The organism is Ectopseudomonas khazarica (assembly GCF_004521985.1).
Lineage (GTDB): Bacteria > Pseudomonadota > Gammaproteobacteria > Pseudomonadales > Pseudomonadaceae > Aquipseudomonas > Aquipseudomonas khazarica.
In genome coordinates this window covers 1-18,818 of record NZ_SBHZ01000028.1, presented here as the reverse complement: position 1 = coordinate 18,818, position 18,818 = coordinate 1, and the positions used below count along the sequence as shown (strand labels likewise).

Annotated in this window: 21 protein-coding genes, 1 other RNA gene and 1 pseudogene; 19 read left to right on the top strand and 4 right to left on the bottom strand. The window is 65.4% G+C overall.

The features are described from left to right. The first annotated feature begins 67 nt into the window (after positions 1–67). The 6 genes from EPK82_RS23980 (at position 68) to EPK82_RS23955 (ending at position 4,518) form a co-directional block, all read left to right on the top strand. Positions 68–454, top strand: a complete 387-nt coding sequence (locus EPK82_RS23980; protein ID WP_037054295.1) for a hypothetical protein — start codon at positions 68–70, stop codon at positions 452–454. Between the two features lie 75 nt (positions 455–529). Then, the gene (locus tag EPK82_RS23975) at positions 530–829 is read left to right on the top strand and encodes a hypothetical protein (protein ID WP_037054292.1); all 300 of its coding nucleotides are present in this window, start codon (positions 530–532) and stop codon (positions 827–829) included. Further along, positions 816–2,216, top strand: coding sequence for a TolC family protein (locus tag EPK82_RS23970; RefSeq protein ID WP_134678277.1), 1,401 nt, complete (start codon positions 816–818; stop codon positions 2,214–2,216). The genes EPK82_RS23975 and EPK82_RS23970 overlap by 14 nt, the downstream gene beginning before the upstream one ends. Positions 2,217–2,232: 16 nt before the next feature. Beyond that, complete coding sequence (locus EPK82_RS23965; protein WP_134678276.1) at positions 2,233–3,645, top strand: multicopper oxidase family protein; 1,413 nt, start codon at positions 2,233–2,235, stop codon at positions 3,643–3,645. Positions 3,646–3,703: 58 nt separating this feature from the next. After that, positions 3,704–4,204: a cupredoxin domain-containing protein gene (locus tag EPK82_RS23960; RefSeq protein WP_134678275.1), complete on the top strand. Its 501-nt coding sequence runs from the start codon at positions 3,704–3,706 to the stop codon at positions 4,202–4,204. A 20-nt stretch (positions 4,205–4,224) separates the two neighbouring features. Next, positions 4,225–4,518 carry a copper-binding protein gene (locus EPK82_RS23955; RefSeq protein WP_047589530.1) on the top strand — a complete coding sequence of 98 codons (294 nt, stop codon included), beginning with the start codon at positions 4,225–4,227 and terminating at the stop codon, positions 4,516–4,518. Between the two features lie 44 nt (positions 4,519–4,562). Here EPK82_RS23955 and EPK82_RS23950 read toward each other — a convergent pair whose 3' ends face one another. Beyond that, positions 4,563–4,841, bottom strand: coding sequence for an HU family DNA-binding protein (locus EPK82_RS23950; RefSeq protein ID WP_037054278.1), 279 nt, complete (start codon positions 4,839–4,841; stop codon positions 4,563–4,565). A 492-nt stretch (positions 4,842–5,333) separates the two neighbouring features. Here EPK82_RS23950 and EPK82_RS23945 point away from each other — a divergent pair, with 492 nt between their 5' ends. Then, positions 5,334–6,968, top strand: a complete 1,635-nt coding sequence (locus EPK82_RS23945; protein WP_037054275.1) for a methyl-accepting chemotaxis protein — start codon at positions 5,334–5,336, stop codon at positions 6,966–6,968. 105 nt (positions 6,969–7,073) lie between these two features. Next, positions 7,074–7,170: signal recognition particle sRNA small type (gene ffs / locus EPK82_RS23940), an RNA gene on the top strand. 196 nt (positions 7,171–7,366) lie between these two features. Here ffs and EPK82_RS23935 read toward each other — a convergent pair. Next, the gene (locus EPK82_RS23935) at positions 7,367–7,654 is read right to left on the bottom strand and encodes a DUF3509 domain-containing protein (protein WP_037054273.1); all 288 of its coding nucleotides are present in this window, start codon (positions 7,652–7,654) and stop codon (positions 7,367–7,369) included. A 53-nt stretch (positions 7,655–7,707) separates the two neighbouring features. Then, complete coding sequence (locus EPK82_RS23930) at positions 7,708–7,929, bottom strand: hypothetical protein (protein WP_037054270.1); 222 nt, start codon at positions 7,927–7,929, stop codon at positions 7,708–7,710. A 471-nt stretch (positions 7,930–8,400) separates the two neighbouring features. Here EPK82_RS23930 and dnaX point away from each other — a divergent pair, with 471 nt between their 5' ends. The 5 genes from dnaX (at position 8,401) to EPK82_RS23905 (ending at position 13,596) form a co-directional block, all read left to right on the top strand. Further along, positions 8,401–10,572: a DNA polymerase III subunit gamma/tau gene (gene dnaX / locus EPK82_RS23925; RefSeq protein WP_134678274.1), complete on the top strand. Its 2,172-nt coding sequence runs from the start codon at positions 8,401–8,403 to the stop codon at positions 10,570–10,572. Positions 10,573–10,595: 23 nt separating this feature from the next. Continuing rightward, a complete protein-coding gene (locus tag EPK82_RS23920; protein WP_003460931.1) occupies positions 10,596–10,922 on the top strand; it encodes a YbaB/EbfC family nucleoid-associated protein in 327 nt (108 codons plus the stop codon). A gap of 252 nt (positions 10,923–11,174) precedes the next feature. Continuing rightward, a complete protein-coding gene (gene recR / locus EPK82_RS23915; protein ID WP_037054265.1) occupies positions 11,175–11,774 on the top strand; it encodes a recombination mediator RecR in 600 nt (199 codons plus the stop codon). 28 nt (positions 11,775–11,802) lie between these two features. Beyond that, positions 11,803–12,381: an eCIS core domain-containing protein gene (locus EPK82_RS23910; protein WP_134678273.1), complete on the top strand. Its 579-nt coding sequence runs from the start codon at positions 11,803–11,805 to the stop codon at positions 12,379–12,381. A 66-nt stretch (positions 12,382–12,447) separates the two neighbouring features. Further along, a complete protein-coding gene (locus EPK82_RS23905) occupies positions 12,448–13,596 on the top strand; it encodes an acyl-CoA dehydrogenase family protein (RefSeq protein ID WP_134678272.1) in 1,149 nt (382 codons plus the stop codon). On the opposite strand, the gene EPK82_RS23900 is transcribed toward EPK82_RS23905, so the two are convergent. Then, the gene (locus EPK82_RS23900) at positions 13,597–14,544 is read right to left on the bottom strand and encodes an AraC family transcriptional regulator (protein ID WP_037054258.1); all 948 of its coding nucleotides are present in this window, start codon (positions 14,542–14,544) and stop codon (positions 13,597–13,599) included. 327 nt (positions 14,545–14,871) lie between these two features. On the opposite strand from EPK82_RS23900, the gene EPK82_RS24860 reads away from it, so the two are divergent. The 6 genes and pseudogenes from EPK82_RS24860 to EPK82_RS25075 form a co-directional block, all read left to right on the top strand. Beyond that, positions 14,872–15,018: a hypothetical protein gene (locus tag EPK82_RS24860; RefSeq protein WP_167494402.1), complete on the top strand. Its 147-nt coding sequence runs from the start codon at positions 14,872–14,874 to the stop codon at positions 15,016–15,018. Between the two features lie 19 nt (positions 15,019–15,037). Then, positions 15,038–15,337, top strand: a complete 300-nt coding sequence (locus EPK82_RS23895; RefSeq protein WP_134678271.1) for an antibiotic biosynthesis monooxygenase — start codon at positions 15,038–15,040, stop codon at positions 15,335–15,337. A gap of 68 nt (positions 15,338–15,405) precedes the next feature. Beyond that, entirely contained in the window at positions 15,406–16,695 is a 1,290-nt protein-coding gene (locus tag EPK82_RS23890; protein WP_134678270.1) for an NAD(P)/FAD-dependent oxidoreductase, read from the top strand. A 16-nt stretch (positions 16,696–16,711) separates the two neighbouring features. Next, entirely contained in the window at positions 16,712–17,269 is a 558-nt protein-coding gene (locus EPK82_RS23885) for a helix-turn-helix domain-containing protein (RefSeq protein WP_037054449.1), read from the top strand. A gap of 28 nt (positions 17,270–17,297) precedes the next feature. Next, entirely contained in the window at positions 17,298–18,644 is a 1,347-nt protein-coding gene (locus EPK82_RS23880; protein WP_134678269.1) for a glutamine synthetase family protein, read from the top strand. A 23-nt stretch (positions 18,645–18,667) separates the two neighbouring features. Beyond that, positions 18,668–18,818: pseudogene (locus tag EPK82_RS25075) on the top strand (aspartate aminotransferase family protein); the annotation flags it as partial.

Sequence of the window (18,818 nt, the reverse complement as noted above, 5' to 3'; positions counted from 1 at the left end):
GCTGGACAAAGCGCCCGGCGTAAGGATAATCCGAATATCGCTTGCTGAACCGGCTGCACGACCTCTTATGCGCAAGACCCTGCGTACCGCCCTGATCTGGATGCTGATGTTGGCCTTGCCGACACAGGCCATGGCGGCGCTCGGCATGCAACTTTGCCAGCAGGTTCACCGCAGCAGCGTCATGTCGATGAACATGACGGAGCATGGCGCGTCCGGCATGGCCCATGGCATGGTCACGGCCGACGCGTCTGACCTGCAGCAGGATGCCGCGCCCGCCGCTGATGGCGGTGTCTGCACCCTGTGCGCCTTCTGCGTCGGTGTCGCCGCGCCCGGCGAGCCGTTCCTGAATCACAGCATCGCGCGAAGCGCCGAGCCGCCCATGGCCTGGCCCGATCGCCTCGTCATCGGCGTGGCTGACACGCCTGAACGCCCCCCGCGTCCTTTTCTCGCCTGAGCCCCCGAGGTTAGCGCCGTAGACCGGCGCTTGTAGCTCATGCGGCCGGTTGGCCGCCCTACGCGAGAACACATCATGAAGTTTCATCCGATTGCCGGGTGGTCGCTGGGTGCCGTTGCCCTGGCGCTGCCCGGCGTGCTGCTGGCCGTCCAGCCCGACCCGCTGGATGCCGCTGCCGCGGTGCCGGCACAGGTCTACCAGTCGCCGTTGAGCGACTACCGCACGCACACCGACGAACCCTTGCAGGACTGGCGCGAGGCCAACGACCAGGTCGGTCGTATCGGCGGCTGGCGTACCTACAGCATGGAGGGTTGGGCACAGCCGGCCGAGTCATCTGCCGAGCCTGCTTCGGGAGGTGGTCATGACCATCATTAAACCCCTGGCGCTGCTCTGTGCCCTGTCGCTGCTGGCCGGTTGCGCCAGCTTCAGCGAGGACGGCGGATTCGACGCGGTGCAGCAAGGCGCCGAACGTCAGCTGGACAAGCAGGTGCTCTGGGCGCGCGACGACGCCGGGCGCAGCCAGATCGAGGCGCGCGTCGGCGAACTGCTGGCCGAGCCGCTGAACCTCGATGCGGCGGTGCAGTTGGCCCTGCTCAACAATCGCGGCCTGCAGGCTGCATTCGACGAGCTGGGCATTGGCGAAGCCGAGCGGGTACAGGCCGGGCGCCTGCCCAATCCCGGTTTCTCCTACGGGCGCCTGGAGAAAGGCCGCGAAGTGGAATACGAGCGCGGCCTGCACCTGAACCTGGCGCGGTTGATCGCCTTGCCGATGACCTCGCGTCTCGAAGGCAGGCGCTTCGAGCAGTTGCAGCGCCGCACCAGCCTGGCGGTGGTCGAGCTGGCCAGCGAGACGCGCAAGGCCTGGTACCAGGCGGTCGCGGCGGAGGAGGGGCTGGTCTACGCGCGGCAGGTGCTGGAGGCCGCCGAAGCCGGCGCCGAACTGGCCAGGCGGCTGGCGGCGGTCGGCAACTTCAGCAAGTTGCAGCAGGCCGAGCAGCAGGGCTTCTATGCCGAGGCGGGGATCGCCGTACTGCGTGCCGAACAGGCGCGGGTGGCCAGCCGCGAGCGGCTGACCCGGCTGCTCGGCCTGTGGGGCGAGCAGATTGCCTATCGCCTGCCCGAGCGCTTGCCGCCGTTGCCGGATGCGGCGGATGAACTGCCGGAGGTGGAGCGCCTGGCTATGAACCAGCGCCAGGACATTCAGGCGATGCGCCTGGACGTCGAGCGGCTGGCGCAGAACCTTGGGCTGACGCGCACCACGCGCTTCGTCAACGTGCTGGAGCTGGGCGTGGTCAACAACCGCTCCAACGAGGAACCGACCCAGCGCGGTTACGAGATCAGCGTCGAACTGCCGCTGTTCGACTGGAGCGGCGCCAAGGTGGCGAGGGCCGAGGCGCAGTATCGCCAGGCGCTCAACCGGGCTGCCGAGACGGCGATCAATGCCCGTTCGCAGGTGCGCGAGGCCTACCAGGTCTATCGCAATGCCTTCGAACTGGCGCGCCACTATCGCGTCGAGGTCCTGCCGCTGCGCCAGCGCATGGCCGAGGAAAACCTGCTGCGCTACAACGGCATGTTCATCAGCACCTTCGAACTGCTTGCCGACGCCCGTCGCCAGGTGCTGGCGGTGGATGGCTATCTGCAGGCGCAGCGTGATTTCTGGCTGGCCCGCGCCGACCTCGACATGGCCCTGCTGGGCACACCCAATCCCACGCTCGCCGCGGCGCCAGTCGCCAGTACCGAGCCGGCCGCTGGCGGCCACTGAACAAGGATCTGCTGACATGGTTTCACGACGTGATTTCTTTCTCGGCGCCAGTGCCATCGGTGCGGCGGTCGCCACCTCGGCGGTCAGCCGGGTGTCCCTGGCCGCGTTGCCCGAGCCGGTGCTGCAGGCCAGCGCCGATACCCAGCCGCCCTTGCAGCCAGGCAGCGGGCGCCCCTACAACCCGGTGGTGACGCTCAACGGCTGGACGCTGCCGTGGCGCATGAACAACGGCGTCAAGGAGTTCCACCTGGTCGCCGAGCCGGTGGTGCGCGAGCTGGCGCCCGGCTACAAGGCTCACCTGTGGGGCTACAACGGCCAGTCACCGGGGCCGACCATCGAGGTGGTGGAGGGCGACCGGGTACGCATCTTCGTCACCAACAAGCTGCCCGAGCACACCAGCATCCATTGGCATGGCCAGCGCCTGCCCAACGGCATGGACGGCGTCTCGGGCCTGACCCAGCCGGCGATCCCGGTGGGCAAGACGTACGTCTACGAGTTCGTCGCGCGCCGGCCCGGCACCTTCATGTACCACCCGCATGCCGATGAGATGGTGCAGATGGCCATGGGCATGATGGGGTTCTGGGTCACCCACCCCAGGGAGCACCACCCGCTGATCAGCGAGGTGGACCGCGACTACTGCTTCCTGCTCAACGCCTACGACATCGAGCCCGGCGCCTACACGCCGAAGATCATGCAGATGCTCGACTTCAACCTGTGGACCTTCAACAGTCGCGTGTTTCCCGGCATCGATCCGCTGGTGGCGCGTCAGGGCGAGCGGGTGCGCCTGCGTGTCGGCAACCTGACCATGACCAACCACCCGATCCATCTGCACGGCCACGAATTCGAGGTGACCGGCACCGACGGCGGGCCGACGCCACTCGCTTCGCGCTGGCCGGAAGTGACCACCGACGTGGCGGTGGGGCAGATGCGTCAGGTGGAGTTCATCGCCAACGAGGAGGGCGACTGGGCACTGCATTGTCACAAGAGCCACCACACCATGAATGCCATGGGCCACGACGTGCCGACGCTGGTTGGCGTCGATCACCGCGACATGACCGGCAAGATCGCCAGGCTGGTGCCCGACTACATGGTGATGGGCGAGCGCGGCATGGCCGACATGGCGGAGATGCCGATGCCGCTGCCGGACAACACCGTGCCGATGATGACCGGTGACGGGCCCTTCGGCTCGGTGGAGATGGGCGGCATGTTCACCCTGCTCAAGGTGCGCAAGGAGCAGGCCGCTGGTGATTACCGCAATCCGGGCTGGTTCAGGCATCCGCCTGGTTCGCAGGCCTACGAGTGGACAGGCGCCCTGGCCGAGCCGAGCCGCACGCATGACGGCGGCGGCCAGTCGATGCCGCTCGAGCGGCCGGTCGAGGCGCCGGTGGACGTGCAGGTACGCAAACCCGGTGGCCATGCCGGGCATTGAAAACACGCCGGGCTGCCACGCGCGGCCCGGTCAGCAGACCAATCGAGGAACATCCTGAATGAAAACCCTATCGCTTCTTGCCCTGACCCTGACGCTGGGTGGCGTCCTGAATAGCCCGTTGGCACTTGCCCACGGCGAAGCCCATGGCACTCACGATGCTGCGGCGATGCCGATGGAACAAAAGCCCTGGGGCATCGCTGGCAGCGCTGCACAGGTCGACCGCAGCATCGACATCCGCATGGGCGACCAGATGCGTTTCACACCGGATCGCCTGCAGGTCAGGCAGGGCGAAACCATCCGTTTCGTTCATCACAACGACGGGCAGTTGCTGCATGAGTTCGTCATCGGCACCCGGGCCGAGCTGGATCAGCATGCTGCGATGATGGCCAGGTTTCCCGGCATGGAGCACGACGAGCCCTACATGGCGCATGTCGCGCCCGGGCAGAGCGGCGAGATGATCTGGACGTTCAACCGTGCAGGCGAGTTCGACTTCGCCTGCCTGATCGCCGGCCATTACCAGGCCGGCATGACTGGCCGCATCCAGGTGCTGGCCGAATGACCTGCTGGAGGAATGCACGTATGAAGAGCACATTGATGATCACGGCCCTGGCCACCCTGTTCAGCCTGCCGTTGCAGGCCGCCGAACCCGCGCCGCTGAGCCAGGGCGAGGTGCGCAAGGTGGACATCGCCGCACAGAAGATCACCCTGCGTCACGGCCCCATCGCCAGCGTCGGCATGCCGCCGATGACCATGGTGTTCGAGGTGGGCGAGCCGAAATTGCTGGAAGGCGTTTCAGGCGGGGAGAAGGTGAGCTTTCAGGTGGAGCAGCGGGGGAGCCGCTACGTCGTCACCGAGTTGAATGTACTGAAGTAAGCTGAAACAGACCGGCCCGGCATTGCGTCCGGGCCGGCAGACAATCAGTTCAGCGCATCGCTCAGCGCCTTGGCAGGCACCAGCTTGACCACTTTCTTGGCCGCGATCTCGATGCTCTTGCCGGTCTGCGGGTTGCGGCCGGTGCGGGCCGGACGCTCGCTCACCTTCAGTTTGCCGATGCCAGGAAGGGTGATCTCACCGTCGTTTTCCAGCGCGTCGCCGACAATTTCGCCCAGCTGATCGATCAGGGTGCGGACAGTGGCTTTCGGCAGGGAAACGGCCTCGGCCAGGTCGCTGATCAGTTGGTCTTTGGTGATTGCCATGATGTAACTCCGTTTGCAGATGAGGGGTTCGGTGCCCTGGCTCGCGCCCTGGACAGCCGAAAACGAGGGAAAGCTAGCACAAAAGATACAGCCCGGGAGTGCCGTGGCAGACACTTCCGATAGGGCTTAGTGTCGCAGCGGGTCGGGTGGTTCCGGGTGGTGGATAAAAAAGCCGGGACCCTGGTCGGAATGCTGTCCACATAAAAGGTGGTCGGACGCGAGTCCCCTCGCCCCGTTGGGGAGAGGGTTAGGGCGGGCCGCGTTCGGAGAGGGGGCACTGGCAGCTTTGCGGCATTTTCAGCCCTCTCCCCCAGCCCCTCTCCCATAAATGGGAGAGGGGAGCCAAGCCTGTGCAACCGCATTACGCACCCTGATCGGGCTTAACGAAGTGTTAAGCCTTCGTGCCTAGGCTCACGGCCAGGAAGGCTGACGAATCAGTTTTGCCAGCCTCGACTATGCTTGCTCTTACCTGATTGATACTGGAGTGCAATCATGCTGCGTGCCTTCACTGACCTTGGTTTTCGCTGGAAAATCGCCCTGCCCATTCTCCTTCTGGCGGCCCTGTTGGTGGCCATGGGTGTGCTCGGCATGCGTGGCATCACACAGGTGGCCGATTCCTCGACGACCCTGACCAACCGTTTCCTGCCAGGCATCAGCCTGTTGCTCAATGCCGACCGGGATCTCTACCAGGCGTTCATCGCCGAGCGCAGCATGCTCGACGAGGATTCGGGGAGCCATCTCGAGGAGCTGCGCGCCGCGCACACCGAGAACCTGCAGCAGGCCTATGACCGCGTGCACAAGTTCGCGGACATGCAGCCCGGCAGCGAAGCGATGGCGCTGGTCGCCGAGTTCGATCGCGGCTTCGAACTGTGGAAAGCCACTTCCCTGAAAGTATTGCAGCTGGCCGCCAGCAACCCCGAGGAGGCCAGCCACCTCAGCTTCGGTGACAGCGAGGCGCAGTTCGAGGTGATGCGTGGCGCCATCAACAAGCTCGGCGAACTGGAGGACAGCTCCGCCAACGCCGTGGGCACTGCGGCGATCGCCCGTGGCGAAGAACTGGCCTGGCAGCAGGGCATCGTCATTGCCGTGGGGCTGGCCGTCTGCCTGCTGCTGGTCATCGGCTTCCCGCTGCTGGTGACGCGTCCCCTGCACAGCCTGCTGCATCGCATCGAGCAGATCGCCGATGGCGATGGCGACCTGCGCGTGCGTCTCGACGTGCTGTCCAAGGACGAACTGGGCCAGCTCAGCCATGCCTTCAACCGCTTCCTCGACAAGCTGCAGCCGTTGATCAAGGAAGTGGGGCGGGTCACCGACGAGGTGGCCGACTCGGCGAAGAACCTTGCCGGTCTGGCGGCAGCCAATGACCAGTTGATCAGCAGTGAACATGCGGCGGTCGACCAGGTCAGCACCGCCGCGACGGAAATGAGCACGGCCGTGCATGAGGTGGCGCGCAATGCGCAGAATGCCGCGGATGCAGCGCGCAGTGCCGAGCAACAGTCACGCGAAGGGGCCGAGGTGGTGGGGGCGACCATCGCCTCGATCCGTCAGCTGGCGCAGGAAGTGGAGAGCGCTTCCTCCACCATCCAGACCCTGGAGCAGGAAGCCGCCAACATCGGCGCGGTGCTGGCCGTGATCAAGGGCATCGCCGAGCAAACCAACCTGCTGGCGCTCAACGCTGCCATCGAGGCGGCACGTGCCGGCGAGCAGGGGCGAGGCTTCGCGGTGGTGGCCGACGAGGTCAGGGCATTGGCGGCGCGTACCCAGGAGTCCACCAAGGACATTCAGGGCATGATCGAGCGCTTGCAGGTCGGGGTGCAGAACGCGGTCAAGGCGACCCATACCGGGAGCGAGCGGGCACGGCAGAGCGTCGATCAGGCTGCCGGCGTCGACCAGGCGTTGAACGTCACCGGTGAGTCGGTGCAGCGCATCAACGACATGGCCGCGCAGATCGCCACGGCGTGCGAGGAGCAGAGCAGCGTGACCGAGGAGATCGCCCGCAACATCAGCGATATTCGTGACCTCTCCAACGAGGCGGCGCAGACCTCCGAGCAGAGCACGCGGGCCAGTCAGCACCTGTCCGAGCTGTCCCACGGTCTGGCGCAGCTGGTGGGGCGTTTTCGCGTGTGAGAGGGTGCTGCAACGCATCTAAGTGTTTGAACCGGTTGTAACTTTGCGTTTAGTCGTTACAATGGCGCGGCCCGTCGCAATGACGGGCTGCGTGATGGTGGGTCCTGTCGGTCCCCTCGCAACGATTACCTGTGAACCTGGTCAGGCCCGGAAGGGAGCAGCCACAGCGGGAACATCGTGTGCCGGGGTGTGGCTGGCAGGGCTCGCCTCCAATCTGCGATTCCCCATCTCGATCATCTTTCCTTGGCTTGCGCGCGCATCGCCAGGGCTGCCGCCTGCTCGCCACCGCCGTTCCGTAGCCGTCCATGCGCACTCGCGCAGCATGCGGCGATCATTGCGCCATGAACGAAAACGCCCGATGCCAATGGCATCGGGCGCTCTGTTGACGGCGGTCTGATTCAGGCCGTGCGATAGCTCAGTACGCTGTCCTGTTCCTTGAGCGTCTTGCGCAGTTCGGCAGGGATGTTGCCAGCGCGTACGGCCAGTTCGAGGCGGATGTCTTCCAGGCTCTGGGCGAAGGCGTTCTGGTCGTCGAGCTGTGGCTTGGCCAGCACGCGGCTGTAGACGGTACTGTCGCTCTCGTCGAGCAGGGCGAGGATGACGCTGCCGTCCGGCCGTGGGGAGCTGAAGTTGGCACGCAGCGGGGTGAACAGGTGATCGACGAGTTGCTGGTTGGTGAATTCCATGACCTACTCCATCCTGAGATTGGCCAGTTTGGACCTCAGGATGAGCGATAGGTTCAGGCGATGAGCGACTGGCGGGTGCGCTCGATCACCTGTTGCAGCGAGTCGTCGCCGTACTGGCCCGGGTACAGGCGCTGGCTGTACTGGGCAATGCCGGTCTTGTCGACCAGGGTGAAGCTGAAGCTGCCTTTGCGCGCTGCCTGGATACGGCAGTCGAACGGGGCGAAGGCGTGGGTCAGCGTGCTGATGGCTTTCTGAATCTGATGTTGAGTATGCATTTTTCTAAGTGTTTCCTTTAAAGCATGTGCGCTTCGTTGCGCGTGGTGTCGCTCCATGGGGTTGGCCGAAAAGCGGCCATAGCAGTCAACCGATCGGAGCTGTATTAGCACGATAAAGTTCCATTGTTACGGTTCTTCGGCGTGGTCAGTACGTCGGAGGCAGGCGGAGGAACTGCGCCAATGAATGTGAGTGGCGAGTCGGCCTGATCAGTCAGCAGGTGGGATCGGGGAGGGCGGCTGCGCAGGCATGCGCTAGACGTTGAACCGGGAAACCAGCGGGGAGGCGCGAGGGCCTGGATGACTTGCAGCTTGGTACGAACGGCGCGAATCATACTGTATTGCGCAATAAATGAACAGCACTGTTTCGCAACTCGACAAGGGGCCCTTTCAGTGGCTCGGTTGGCGGATGCAATTTGCCGGTCGCTCCGCTAGGATTAGCCCACTTTTGCTTTCCTCACATGACGGTTTTCCATGAGTTATCAGGTTCTTGCACGTAAATGGCGTCCGCGCTCGTTCCGCGAAATGGTCGGCCAGACCCATGTGCTCAAAGCCCTGATCAATGCCCTGGACAGCCAGCGCCTGCACCACGCCTACCTGTTCACCGGTACCCGTGGGGTGGGCAAGACCACCATTGCGCGGATCATCGCCAAGTGCCTGAACTGCGAGACCGGCATCAGCTCCACGCCCTGCGGGACCTGCTCGGTGTGCCGGGAGATCGACGAGGGGCGCTTCGTCGACCTGATCGAAGTGGACGCCGCCAGTCGTACCAAGGTCGAGGACACCCGCGAGCTGCTCGACAACGTGCAGTATTCGCCGACCCGTGGGCGCTTCAAGGTCTACCTGATCGACGAAGTGCACATGCTCTCCACCAGCTCGTTCAACGCCTTGTTGAAGACCCTGGAAGAGCCGCCACCTCACGTCAAGTTCCTGCTCGCCACCACCGACCCGCAGAAGCTGCCGGTCACCGTGCTGTCGCGCTGCCTGCAGTTCTCCCTGAAGAACATGCCGCCGGAGCGGGTGGTTGAGCACCTGAGCCATGTCCTCAGCGCCGAGAACGTGCCGTTCGAAGACGACGCCCTGTGGCTGCTGGGGCGCGCCGCCGATGGTTCGATGCGCGATGCCATGAGCCTGACCGACCAGGCCATCGCCTTCGGTGAAGGCAAGGTGCTGGCCGCCGATGTGCGTGCCATGCTCGGCACGCTGGATCACGGCCAGGTCTATGGCGTGCTGCACGCGCTGATCGAAGGCGATGCGCGCGCACTGATCGAAGCCGTGCGTCATCTGGCGGAGCAGGGCCCGGACTGGAATGGCGTGCTGGCGGAGATGCTCAACGTGCTGCACCGCGTGGCCATCGCCCAGGCGCTGCCGGACGCGGTGGACAACGGTCAGGGTGACCGCGAGCGCGTGCTGCAGCTGGCCCAGGCCTTGCCTGCCGAGGATGTGCAGTTCTACTACCAGATGGGTTTGATCGGCCGTCGCGATCTGCCGCTGGCGCCTGAGCCGCGCGGTGGTTTCGAGATGGTCCTGCTGCGCATGCTGGCCTTCCGCCCTGCGGGAGCCGACGATGCTCCCAGGGTCACGCTAAAGCCGTTGGGGATCAGCCAGGCCACTGCTGATTCCCGGACGAACCCAGTGGCCGGCACCGCTATGCCGGCTCCTGTCGTTTCTGCCCCGGCGCCTGCCGCTGCCCCGGTAGCGCCTGCGCCTGCCATGCCGGCGGCCGCCGAGCCTGCTGCCGTGGCACCGGACACGAGCGTTGTGCCGGCCGCGAGCGAACCTGCGCCGGTTGCGGACGTGCCGGTAGCGGACGCGCCGGTAGCGGTCGTTGACACGCCCGAAACCGCCGCCAGCCTGCCGCCAGAGCCAGAGCCAGAGCCAGAGCCAGAGCCAGAGCCAGAGCCAGAGCCAGAGCCAGAGCCAGAGCCAGCAGCACCCGTCGCGCCTGCAGCCGTCGTCGATCTGCCCTGGGACACCGCCAAGGCGCCAGAAGCTGTTGCCGTTGCCCAGCCCGAAGTCGTGGCAGCGCCGTCGGCGCCTGTCGTGGCGCCGCTGGCGGCCGAGGTCGTGCCCCCGGTCGCCAATGCGATCGTGCAGGCAGAGGCCGACGCTGACGCTGGCGACGATGAACCGCCGCCCGGTGACTACGACTACGTCGAGATGGACGCCGAAACGCTCGACTACGATTTCGGTCAGAGCGAAGCCGCGGCGCCGCAGGTCGAAGAGCCTCTGCCCGCCGCCAAGCCCGCCACGGGCCTGGCCGCCGAGTGGCTGTCCCTGTTCCCGCAACTGGGTCTGGGCGGCATGACCGGCAGCATCGCGGCCAACTGTACGCTGATCGAGGCCAACGGCGATGACTGGCTGCTGCACCTGGACCCGGCGCACAGTGCGTTGTTCAATCCGACCCAGCAGCGGCGTCTCAACGATGCCTTGAATCAGCAGCAGGGGCGCAGCATCAAGTTGCGTATCGAGCTGTGCAAGCCCGAGCAAGAGACACCGGCCCAGGCGGCGGCCCGTCGCCGTGCCGAGCGCCAGCGCAGTGCCGAGGCCTCGATCCAGGCCGATCCGCTGGTGCAGCAGATGATCCAGCAGTTCGCCGCCAAGGTGCGCGACGACAGTATCGAACCACTCGACACCTCCCGTTAACACGAACACCCGAGGATACCGACATGATGAAAGGTGGCATGGCAGGCCTGATGAAGCAGGCCCAGCAGATGCAGGAAAAGATGCAGAAGATGCAGGAAGAGCTGGCCAATGCCGAAGTCACCGGCCAGTCCGGTGCCGGCCTGGTCAGCGTGGTGATGACCGGTCGTCATGACGTCAAGCGCATCACCCTGGATGACAGCCTGATGCAGGAAGACAAGGAAGTGCTCGAGGACCTCATCGCCGCGGCCGTCAACGATGCGGTGCGCAAGGTCGAGCAGAACAGCCAGGAGAAGATGTCCGGCATGACGGCCGGCATGCAGCTCCCGCCAGGCTTCAAGATGCCTTTCTGACCGGCCTCGTGCCGTCCAGCCGACGCACAGGGCGGTGTTGCAGGCGGACGCGGAACTCGCATGCGCTCCAGCATACGGCGCTTCCTCGTCCACCTGCGCCTTGCCCCGTGCGTCGTCTGATCACCACGCCTGACATGGCGCTCGTGCGCGCAGGGTGGTGGCTGGCCTCAGTGCCTGGCCTGAGGCCAGCCGGGCCTGTTGCCTGGCCCGTTTCCCCGGAGCGCATCCGGGCTATCAACCTGTAGGAACACCATGAGCTTCAGTCCTCTGATTCGCCAGCTGATCGACTCCCTGCGCATCCTGCCTGGTGTGGGGCAGAAGACTGCGCAACGCATGGCTCTGCAGTTGCTCGAGCGTGATCGCAGTGGCGGCCAGCGCCTGGCGCAGGCACTCAATGCGGCGATGGAAGGGGTGGGACACTGCAAGCGTTGCCGCAGCCTGAGCGAGGATGACATCTGCCACCTGTGCGCCGACGAGCGTCGCGACGACAGCCTGCTGTGCGTGGTGGAAGGCCCGATGGATGTCTACGCCGTCGAGCACACCGGCTATCGCGGGCGCTACTTCGTGCTCAAGGGGCACCTGTCGCCGCTCGATGGCCTGGGGCCGGAAGCCATCGGTATTCCCGAGCTGCTGGAGCGCATCGACGCCGGTGCCTTCAGCGAGGTCATCCTCGCTACCAACCCGACCGTGGAAGGCGAGGCCACGGCGCACTACATCGCGCAGATCCTTACCGGCAAGGGCCTGGTCGCTTCGCGCATCGCCCACGGCATGCCGCTGGGGGGCGAACTGGAGCTGGTCGACGGCGGCACGCTGGCGCACGCCCTCGCCGGCCGACGTCCGATCACGCTCTGACCCTTCGCACCCACGCTGCGCGCTGCCCATGGGCCGCGACTTCGTGCGCCGTGTCGCGCTGGCGCTCCTGCTCGGGATACCGGTTGCGGCAAGTGCGCAGTGCGCGCTCGGCCAGATCCCGGTTTGCCTGGGGCAGAGCTGTCTGTGTGTGCCCGATCCGGCCCGCGTGCGTGAAGATGGCCTGAACCTGGCCGCCACACACCTAGAAGCCTGGCTGCAGCAGTCACGCCAGGCGGCCCTGAGTGCAGGTACCGAGCCGATACCCCTGATGATTCGCGCGCAGCTTGCGCCGTTCTACGATGACGCCTTGCTCGACGAGGTGCGCTTTCGCGTGGGTAGCACCGACGCGATGGACGCTGCCAGCGTCATGCTGCGCAACCCGGACGTGCAGGCCGTGACCCTGATCGATGTGGTGGTGTTTCGCAGCGCTGATGCCGCCGGCCAGGATGCTGCCCTCTGGGCGCACGAACTCTGGCACGTACGACAGTATCGCGAGTGGGGCAGCAGCGGATTCGCCCAGCGCTACACCCGTGATTTCGAGGCTGTCGAGGAGCCAGCCTATGCCATGCAGGTACGGGTCAGGCGCGCGCTGCGCGGGCAGAAATGAAACGCTCGCTTGAAAACCAAGCAAGCGCTAGGTTAGGGTGGCCAAAACAATAACGGGAGTACCCGCATGGCCGCCCTTCAGTCGTATTTCGATGAATCCCACCAACTGGTTCGCGACTCCGTTCGGCGTTTCGTCGAGCGCGAGATCCTTCCGCACATCGACGACTGGGAAGAGGCCGAGGAGTTTCCCCGCGAGCTGTACCTCAAGGCAGGGGCGGCAGGAATTCTCGGCATCGGCTATCCGGAGCAGTACGGCGGCAGCCACGAAGGTGACGTATTCGCCAAGGTCGCCGCCAGCGAAGAACTGATGCGCTGTGGCTCGGGTGGCCTGGTGGCGGGGCTCGGCTCTCTGGACATCGGCTTGCCGCCGGTACTCAAATGGGCCAGGCCGGCCATTCGCGAGCGCGTGGTGCCCCAGGTGCTGGCTGGCGAGAAGATCATGGCGCTCGCGGTCACCGAACCGTCCGGTGGTTCCGATGTGGCCAACCTGAAGACCCGTGCCGTGCGCGAGGGCGACCACTACCGCATCAACGGCAGCAAGACCTTCATCACCAGTGGCGTGCGTGCCGACTACTACACGGTGGCAGTGCGCACCGGTGGCGAAGGTTTCGGCGGTGTCAGCCTGCTGCTGGTGGAAAAGGGTACGCCGGGGTTCAGCGTGGGGCGCAAGCTGAAGAAGATGGGCTGGTGGGCGTCGGATACCGCCGAGCTGTTCTTCGACGACTGCAAGGTGCCGGTGGACAACCTGATTGGCGTCGAGAACGCCGGTTTCGCCTGCATCATGGCCAACTTCCAGAGCGAGCGCCTGAGCCTGGCGATCATGGCCAACATGACGGCGCAACTGGCCCTGGACGAATCGATGAAGTGGGCCCGCGAGCGCCAGGCGTTCGGCAAGCCGGTGGGCAAGTTTCAGGTGCTCAAGCATCGCCTGGCCGAGATGGCCACCCAGCTGGAGGTCTCCCGCGAGTTCACGTACCGCCAGGCGGCGCAGATGGCGGCGGGCAGGAGCGTGGTCAAGGAAATCTCCATGGCCAAGAACTTCGCCACCGATATTGCCGATCGCCTGACCTACGATGCGGTACAGATCCTCGGCGGCATGGGCTACATGCGTGAATCGCTGGTCGAACGGCTGTATCGCGACAATCGCATCCTTTCCATCGGCGGTGGCACGCGAGAGATCATGAACGAGATCATCGCCAAGCAGATGGGCCTCTGATCAGGACGCGACCTGGTTCTGCGCCGCCTGGCGCAGGCGTGCGATGTCGCGCTGTGGCGGGTCGCCGAACAGGCGACTGTACTCGCGGCTGAACTGCGAGGGGCTCTCGTAGCCCACGCGATAGCTGGCCGCCGCCGCTTCCAGGTTGTCGCAGAGCATCAGCCGGCGTGCCTCCTGCAGACGCAGCTGCTTCTGGTACTGCAGCGGGCTGAAGGCCGTGACGGCCTTGAAGCGATGGTGCAGGGTCGAGGGGCTGAGGTTGACCTCGCGGGCCAGCTCCTCGATGCGCAGCGGCTGATCGAAGTTCTTGCGCAACCACTCGATGGCGCGCGAAATGCGCTGGCTCTGGCTGTCGGCCACCACCACTTCATGCAGGCGGTGTCCCTGCGGGCTGAGCAGCATGCGGTAGAAGATTTCACGCAGGGCCAGCGGGGCCAGCATGGCGATGTCGCGTGGGGTCTCCAGCAGGCGCAGCAGGCGAATCACCGCATCCAGCAGGCGCGGGTCGAGGCGATCGAGAAACAGCGCCCGCTGCGAGGCCGCGTCGGGTGCCGGGATGGGCGGCATCTCGGTCAGCAGGCTGCTGATCAGCGCCGGGTCGATCTCCAGTGCCAGGCTCAGGTAGGGGGCTTCCGGGCTGGCCTCGATCACCCGGCCGGTGACCGGCAGCACCACCGAGGCCACCAGGTAGTTCAGCGGATCGTAGACATAGAGCTCGTCGCCCAGGCGTATCTCCTTGCGCCCCTGCGCGATGATGCACAGGCAGGGGTCGTAGACCGTCTGCATCGGCAGGCTCGGGGTGGTGGCCCGCGCCAGCTTGAGGCCGGGGATGGCGGTGAGGTGCAGGCCATCCTCCGGGACGAAGCGTTCGACGAGGCGCGCCATTTCATGGCTGAGGTCGGCAAGAGGAGTGTCGAGATTGGTGGCGGTATGGGTGAGTGACTGCATGGCGCTCCTCCAGAAGGTCTGCGAAGACTAGCCAGGTTTTTCAGGCAAGTCATGGGCGCCCGCAGGATTAGGCAAATATTTGCCAGTAATGGGCAAACGTCCCCTGAAACAGAGTGTTTCAGGAATGCCACCAGTCCTGGTCTGCGATATGGAGTTGCGGTGGATCGTGCAGTTTTAGGCAATGATCGGCCAGTATCCGGCTAACGCTGCCGTGACCTGGCGGTTAATCTCTGTAGTCATCGCGCCGTGTCCCTGCGTCGCGCGAACGCTTGAAGTAGCTACGCCACCCGCTAAGCGGTGCCCCACGTGTCCGAAGGAGCCCGCCACATGTCTAGCAAATGGCTGATCGCACCACTGACACTCTTGTTGCTCGCCACTGCCTGGCTCGATTCTCGAGCGGGTGGCGAAGCGGTTTTCGCCGATCCGCAAGCCGCACCCCATGTTCTGCAGCGACAGGCTGCCGATCTGCATTGATCCATTCCAGGAGGTTGCCATGAGCATCGTTCACCGTATGACCATTCGCGCTCGCCACGACCGCGCCGTCCGGTTGAGGCAGTGCCTGGCCCGGCTAGATCAGATCGGCCGGGACATTCCCGGCTGCCAGGGACTGCGGGTCCTGCCGTTGCGTGGCGACCCGCTGACCTGGGAAGTCGAAGGGCAGTGGCACTCGGCCGCGGCACGAGACGCCTTTCTCGGTAGCGAATGCCTGCGCCGGGTACTGGCGCAGGCCATAGAGGAGGGGCTTTTCACCCATCTCGAATGCGCGATGGAGCTGCAGCAACAAGTCGCCTGACTTGCCTTTGTGAATTTATCTCTATAGATTTTCATGAAATTAATTATTTTAAATTTCATGAGTCGTCTATGTTTCGCCACGCCCATGAGCACGTCGACAGTTACTACGCCCATAGCTGCAAGGACCGGCTGAGCCATCATCCGCGCCTGCAAGGTGAGGTGCAGTGCGATGTGCTGGTGGTCGGTGCGGGCTTCAGCGGCCTGCACACCGCGCTGCGCCTGGCCGAGGCAGGCCTGCAGGTCATCGTGCTGGAAGCCAGTCGCGTGGCCTGGGCGGCTTCGGGGCGCAATGGCGGCCAGGCGATCCTGGGCTGGTCGTGCGACATGCCGCCACTGGAAAAGGCCCTTGGCATCGAGGGTGCCCGGCGTCTGTGGGACGGCATGGCCTGGGCGGCGAACGAGCTGCGCGAGTTGCCGCAGCGTCATGCGTTCGACTGCGACTACCGCCGTGGCCATCTGTGGACGGCCGTGCTGCCCCGGCGCGTGGCGCAACTGCACGAATGGCAGGAAGAGGCCGCGAGCAAGTGGGGGCACCGTACCCTGCAGTTCGTCTCGCGCGAGCAGATGCCGGAGTGGGTGGCCAGCGAGCGTTACCGTGCCGGGCTCTACGACCCGCAGGCCGGGCACGTCAATCCGCTCAAGCTGGCGCTTGGCCTGGCCGAGGCATTCGTCGCGGCCGGCGGTCGCATCTTCGAGCAGAGCCGTGCGCTGAGCCAGGAAGCGCATGCTGCAGGCTACCGCGTACGTACTGAGCAAGGCAGCGTGCAGGCCTGCGACCTGGTGCTGGCGTGCAACACCTACATTGACCATCTGGAGCCGCGCCTGGCGCGACGCATACTGCCCGTGGGCACCTACCAGATCGCTACCGAGCCGTTGGGGGCGGCGCGAGCCGAGGCGCTGCTGCCGCGCAATGCCTGCGTCACCGACAATCAGTTCGTCCTCGACTACTTCCGCCGCACGCCGGATCACCGGCTGCTGTTCGGCGGCGGCTGCACCTACCTGGGCGGCTTGCCGCAGGACATGGCGGCGGCGACCCGGCCCATTCTCGAGCGTGTCTTCCCGCAGCTGTCTGGCGTGGCCATCGACTTCGCCTGGGGCGGCCATATCGACGTGACCCGCGCGCGCACGCCGGACATCGGCGGGGAGAACGGGCGTTACTGGCTGCAGGGCTTCTCCGGGCATGGCGTGCTGCCGACCCTGGCAGCGGCACGTGCGGTGAGCGACGCCATCCTCGGCAACGAGGATGAGCTGGCGCTGTACCGGCAACTGCGCAATCCCGACTTTCCCTTTGGCGAACGTCTGGCTGCGCCGCTCGAGGCCATCGGCAAGGCCTGGTATCGACTGAGAGACAGCTTCTGAAATGGACAGCCCTGACATGGACAAGAACCTGGAGATGGCCGCGCTGGCGGTTCTCATCCACGACCTGCGCAAGCACAAGAAGGTCACCCTCAATGAGCTGGCCGAGCGTATCGGGCGTTCCGTGGGCTTTCTTTCCCAGGTCGAGCGCGGCCTGTCGCGCCCGACGGTCGCGGACCTGACCGCGATCAGCGAAGCCCTCGATGTGCCGACGACCTACTTCTACAGCCTGCCCAAACCCAAGGCGCTGGACTGGGTCACCCGGCCGGACGAGCGTCGCACCCTGTACCTGGCCGGCGGCATCACCGACATCATGGCATCGCCGACCCTGCAGGGCGCCTTCATGGTCGTCGACAGCCTGCTCGAGCCCGGTGCCAGCAGTGGCGAGCGGCAGATGAGCGACCGCTCGGAACAGGCCGGCTACGTGCTCGAGGGCCAGCTGACGCTGTGGCTGGGCGAGGACGAAGAGAGCGCCACCCTGTACCCGGGCGATGCCTTCCAGGTCCCGAGCTACGCGCGTTTACGCTACGCCAACCAGGGCGATGCGCCTGCGCGCGTGCTGTGGATCTACACCTGAACCTTCCCGTTGACCGGAAATGACCATCATGAACGCCACCCGAGTCGAGTTGCTCGACGAAGTCCGCCAATTTCGCCAGGCCCACCCCGAGGTGCGCTTCGTCGACCTGATCTGCCTGGATATTCCCGGGCATTTCTACGGCAAGCGCTATCCCATCGAGATGCTGGAGAAGGTCGCAGCCGGCAGTGCCCTGAAACTGCCGCAGAACTGCGTGCTGCTTGGTGCTCAGGGCGGGCTCCACGAGATCGGCGACTACTGCTTCCATGATGGTGACCCGGATGCGCCGCGTCGTCTGATTCCCGGCACGCTCAAGCCGGTGACCTGGGAGCGCCAGCCGCTGGGGCAGATGCTGATCAGCTCCGACGGCACCGACGCCCCCATCGAGTTCGAGCCGCGCGAGGTGCTGGCGCGGGTGGTGCAGCGCCTGGCGGCGCGTGGCATCCGTCCGGTGGTGGCGTTCGAGCTGGAGTTCTACCTGTTCGACAAGGCGCTCAAGGAAGGCCTGCCGCAATACCCGCGTGATGACCTCAGTGGCGACGCCGACGACCAGCCGAACATGCACATCGAGCGCCTGTCGCGCTTCGCCGAGGTGCTCGACGACATCAGCAAGACCGCGCGCCTGCAGGGCATCGACACCACGGTGATCACCGCCGAGATCGGTCCGGGGCAGTTCGAGATCAACTTCAGCCACAACGCCGACCCGATGCAGGCCGCCGACTGGTCCGCGCTGTTCTGCCGGGTCACGCGGGGCGTGGCCCTGCAGCACGGCCACCGCGCCAGCTTCATGGCCAAGCCCTACCTGCAGTACCCCGGCAGTGGCATGCATGTGCATGTCAGCCTGTATGACGAAGCGGGTGACAACCTGCTGGCGCGTGACGACCAGCGTCCGCTGCGCCATGCCGTGGCCGGCTGCCTGAGCCTGCTGCCGGAACTGATGCCGATCTACGCGCCGAACCACAACAGCTACCGCCGTTTCGGCGCTCAGGTGAACTCGGCGAGCCAGGCCAGCTGGGGTTTCGAGGACCGCGACGCCTGCGTGCGCATCCCCGAGTCGGACACCCGCAACCTGCGCCTGGAATTCCGTCTGCCCGGTGCCGACGCCAATCCCTATCTGGTCCTGGCGGCGTTGCTGACCAGTATCGAGCAGGGACTCGACGCCAGGGTCGAGCCCATCGCACCGCTCAACGATGACCGCAGCAGCGGCGTCGATTTCCCCAAGGACATGCTCGACGCCGTGCGCCGCATGCAAGCCAGCGAGCGTGTCGCGGCGGGCCTCGGCAGCGAGTTCGTCATGGTCTATTGCGAGAACAAACGCCAGGATCACCTGGCCTTCATGCACGACATCAGCCCGCGTGAATACCGCTGGTACCTGTGATGTCCCGGATCGAAGGAGGCGACATGAACAACTCGAAAACCGCACACTGGCAGGCCCTGAGCCAGGCCCACCATCTGGCGCCGTTCAGTGACTACAAGCAGCTGGCCGAGAACGGCCCGCGCATCATCACCGAGGCCCGTGGCGTGCACCTGTGGGACAGCGAGGGGCACAAGA

Bases quoted from the DNA above. Each gene is read 5' to 3' on its own strand.
- EPK82_RS23980 (WP_037054295.1), top strand. From the start codon at position 68: ATGCGCAAGACCCTGCGTACCGCCCTGATCTGGATGCTGATGTTGGCC.
- EPK82_RS23975 (WP_037054292.1), top strand. From the start codon at position 530: ATGAAGTTTCATCCGATTGCCGGGTGGTCGCTGGGTGCCGTTGCCCTG.
- EPK82_RS23970 (WP_134678277.1), top strand. From the start codon at position 816: ATGACCATCATTAAACCCCTGGCGCTGCTCTGTGCCCTGTCGCTGCTG.
- EPK82_RS23965 (WP_134678276.1), top strand. From the start codon at position 2,233: ATGGTTTCACGACGTGATTTCTTTCTCGGCGCCAGTGCCATCGGTGCG.
- EPK82_RS23960 (WP_134678275.1), top strand. From the start codon at position 3,704: ATGAAAACCCTATCGCTTCTTGCCCTGACCCTGACGCTGGGTGGCGTC.
- EPK82_RS23955 (WP_047589530.1), top strand. From the start codon at position 4,225: ATGAAGAGCACATTGATGATCACGGCCCTGGCCACCCTGTTCAGCCTG.
- EPK82_RS23950 (WP_037054278.1), bottom strand. From the start codon at position 4,841: ATGGCAATCACCAAAGACCAACTGATCAGCGACCTGGCCGAGGCCGTT.
- EPK82_RS23945 (WP_037054275.1), top strand. From the start codon at position 5,334: ATGCTGCGTGCCTTCACTGACCTTGGTTTTCGCTGGAAAATCGCCCTG.
- EPK82_RS23935 (WP_037054273.1), bottom strand. From the start codon at position 7,654: ATGGAATTCACCAACCAGCAACTCGTCGATCACCTGTTCACCCCGCTG.
- EPK82_RS23930 (WP_037054270.1), bottom strand. From the start codon at position 7,929: ATGCATACTCAACATCAGATTCAGAAAGCCATCAGCACGCTGACCCAC.
- dnaX (WP_134678274.1), top strand. From the start codon at position 8,401: ATGAGTTATCAGGTTCTTGCACGTAAATGGCGTCCGCGCTCGTTCCGC.
- EPK82_RS23920 (WP_003460931.1), top strand. From the start codon at position 10,596: ATGATGAAAGGTGGCATGGCAGGCCTGATGAAGCAGGCCCAGCAGATG.
- recR (WP_037054265.1), top strand. From the start codon at position 11,175: ATGAGCTTCAGTCCTCTGATTCGCCAGCTGATCGACTCCCTGCGCATC.
- EPK82_RS23910 (WP_134678273.1), top strand. From the start codon at position 11,803: ATGGGCCGCGACTTCGTGCGCCGTGTCGCGCTGGCGCTCCTGCTCGGG.
- EPK82_RS23905 (WP_134678272.1), top strand. From the start codon at position 12,448: ATGGCCGCCCTTCAGTCGTATTTCGATGAATCCCACCAACTGGTTCGC.
- EPK82_RS23900 (WP_037054258.1), bottom strand. From the start codon at position 14,544: ATGCAGTCACTCACCCATACCGCCACCAATCTCGACACTCCTCTTGCC.
- EPK82_RS24860 (WP_167494402.1), top strand. From the start codon at position 14,872: ATGTCTAGCAAATGGCTGATCGCACCACTGACACTCTTGTTGCTCGCC.
- EPK82_RS23895 (WP_134678271.1), top strand. From the start codon at position 15,038: ATGAGCATCGTTCACCGTATGACCATTCGCGCTCGCCACGACCGCGCC.
- EPK82_RS23890 (WP_134678270.1), top strand. From the start codon at position 15,406: ATGTTTCGCCACGCCCATGAGCACGTCGACAGTTACTACGCCCATAGC.
- EPK82_RS23885 (WP_037054449.1), top strand. From the start codon at position 16,712: ATGGACAAGAACCTGGAGATGGCCGCGCTGGCGGTTCTCATCCACGAC.
- EPK82_RS23880 (WP_134678269.1), top strand. From the start codon at position 17,298: ATGAACGCCACCCGAGTCGAGTTGCTCGACGAAGTCCGCCAATTTCGC.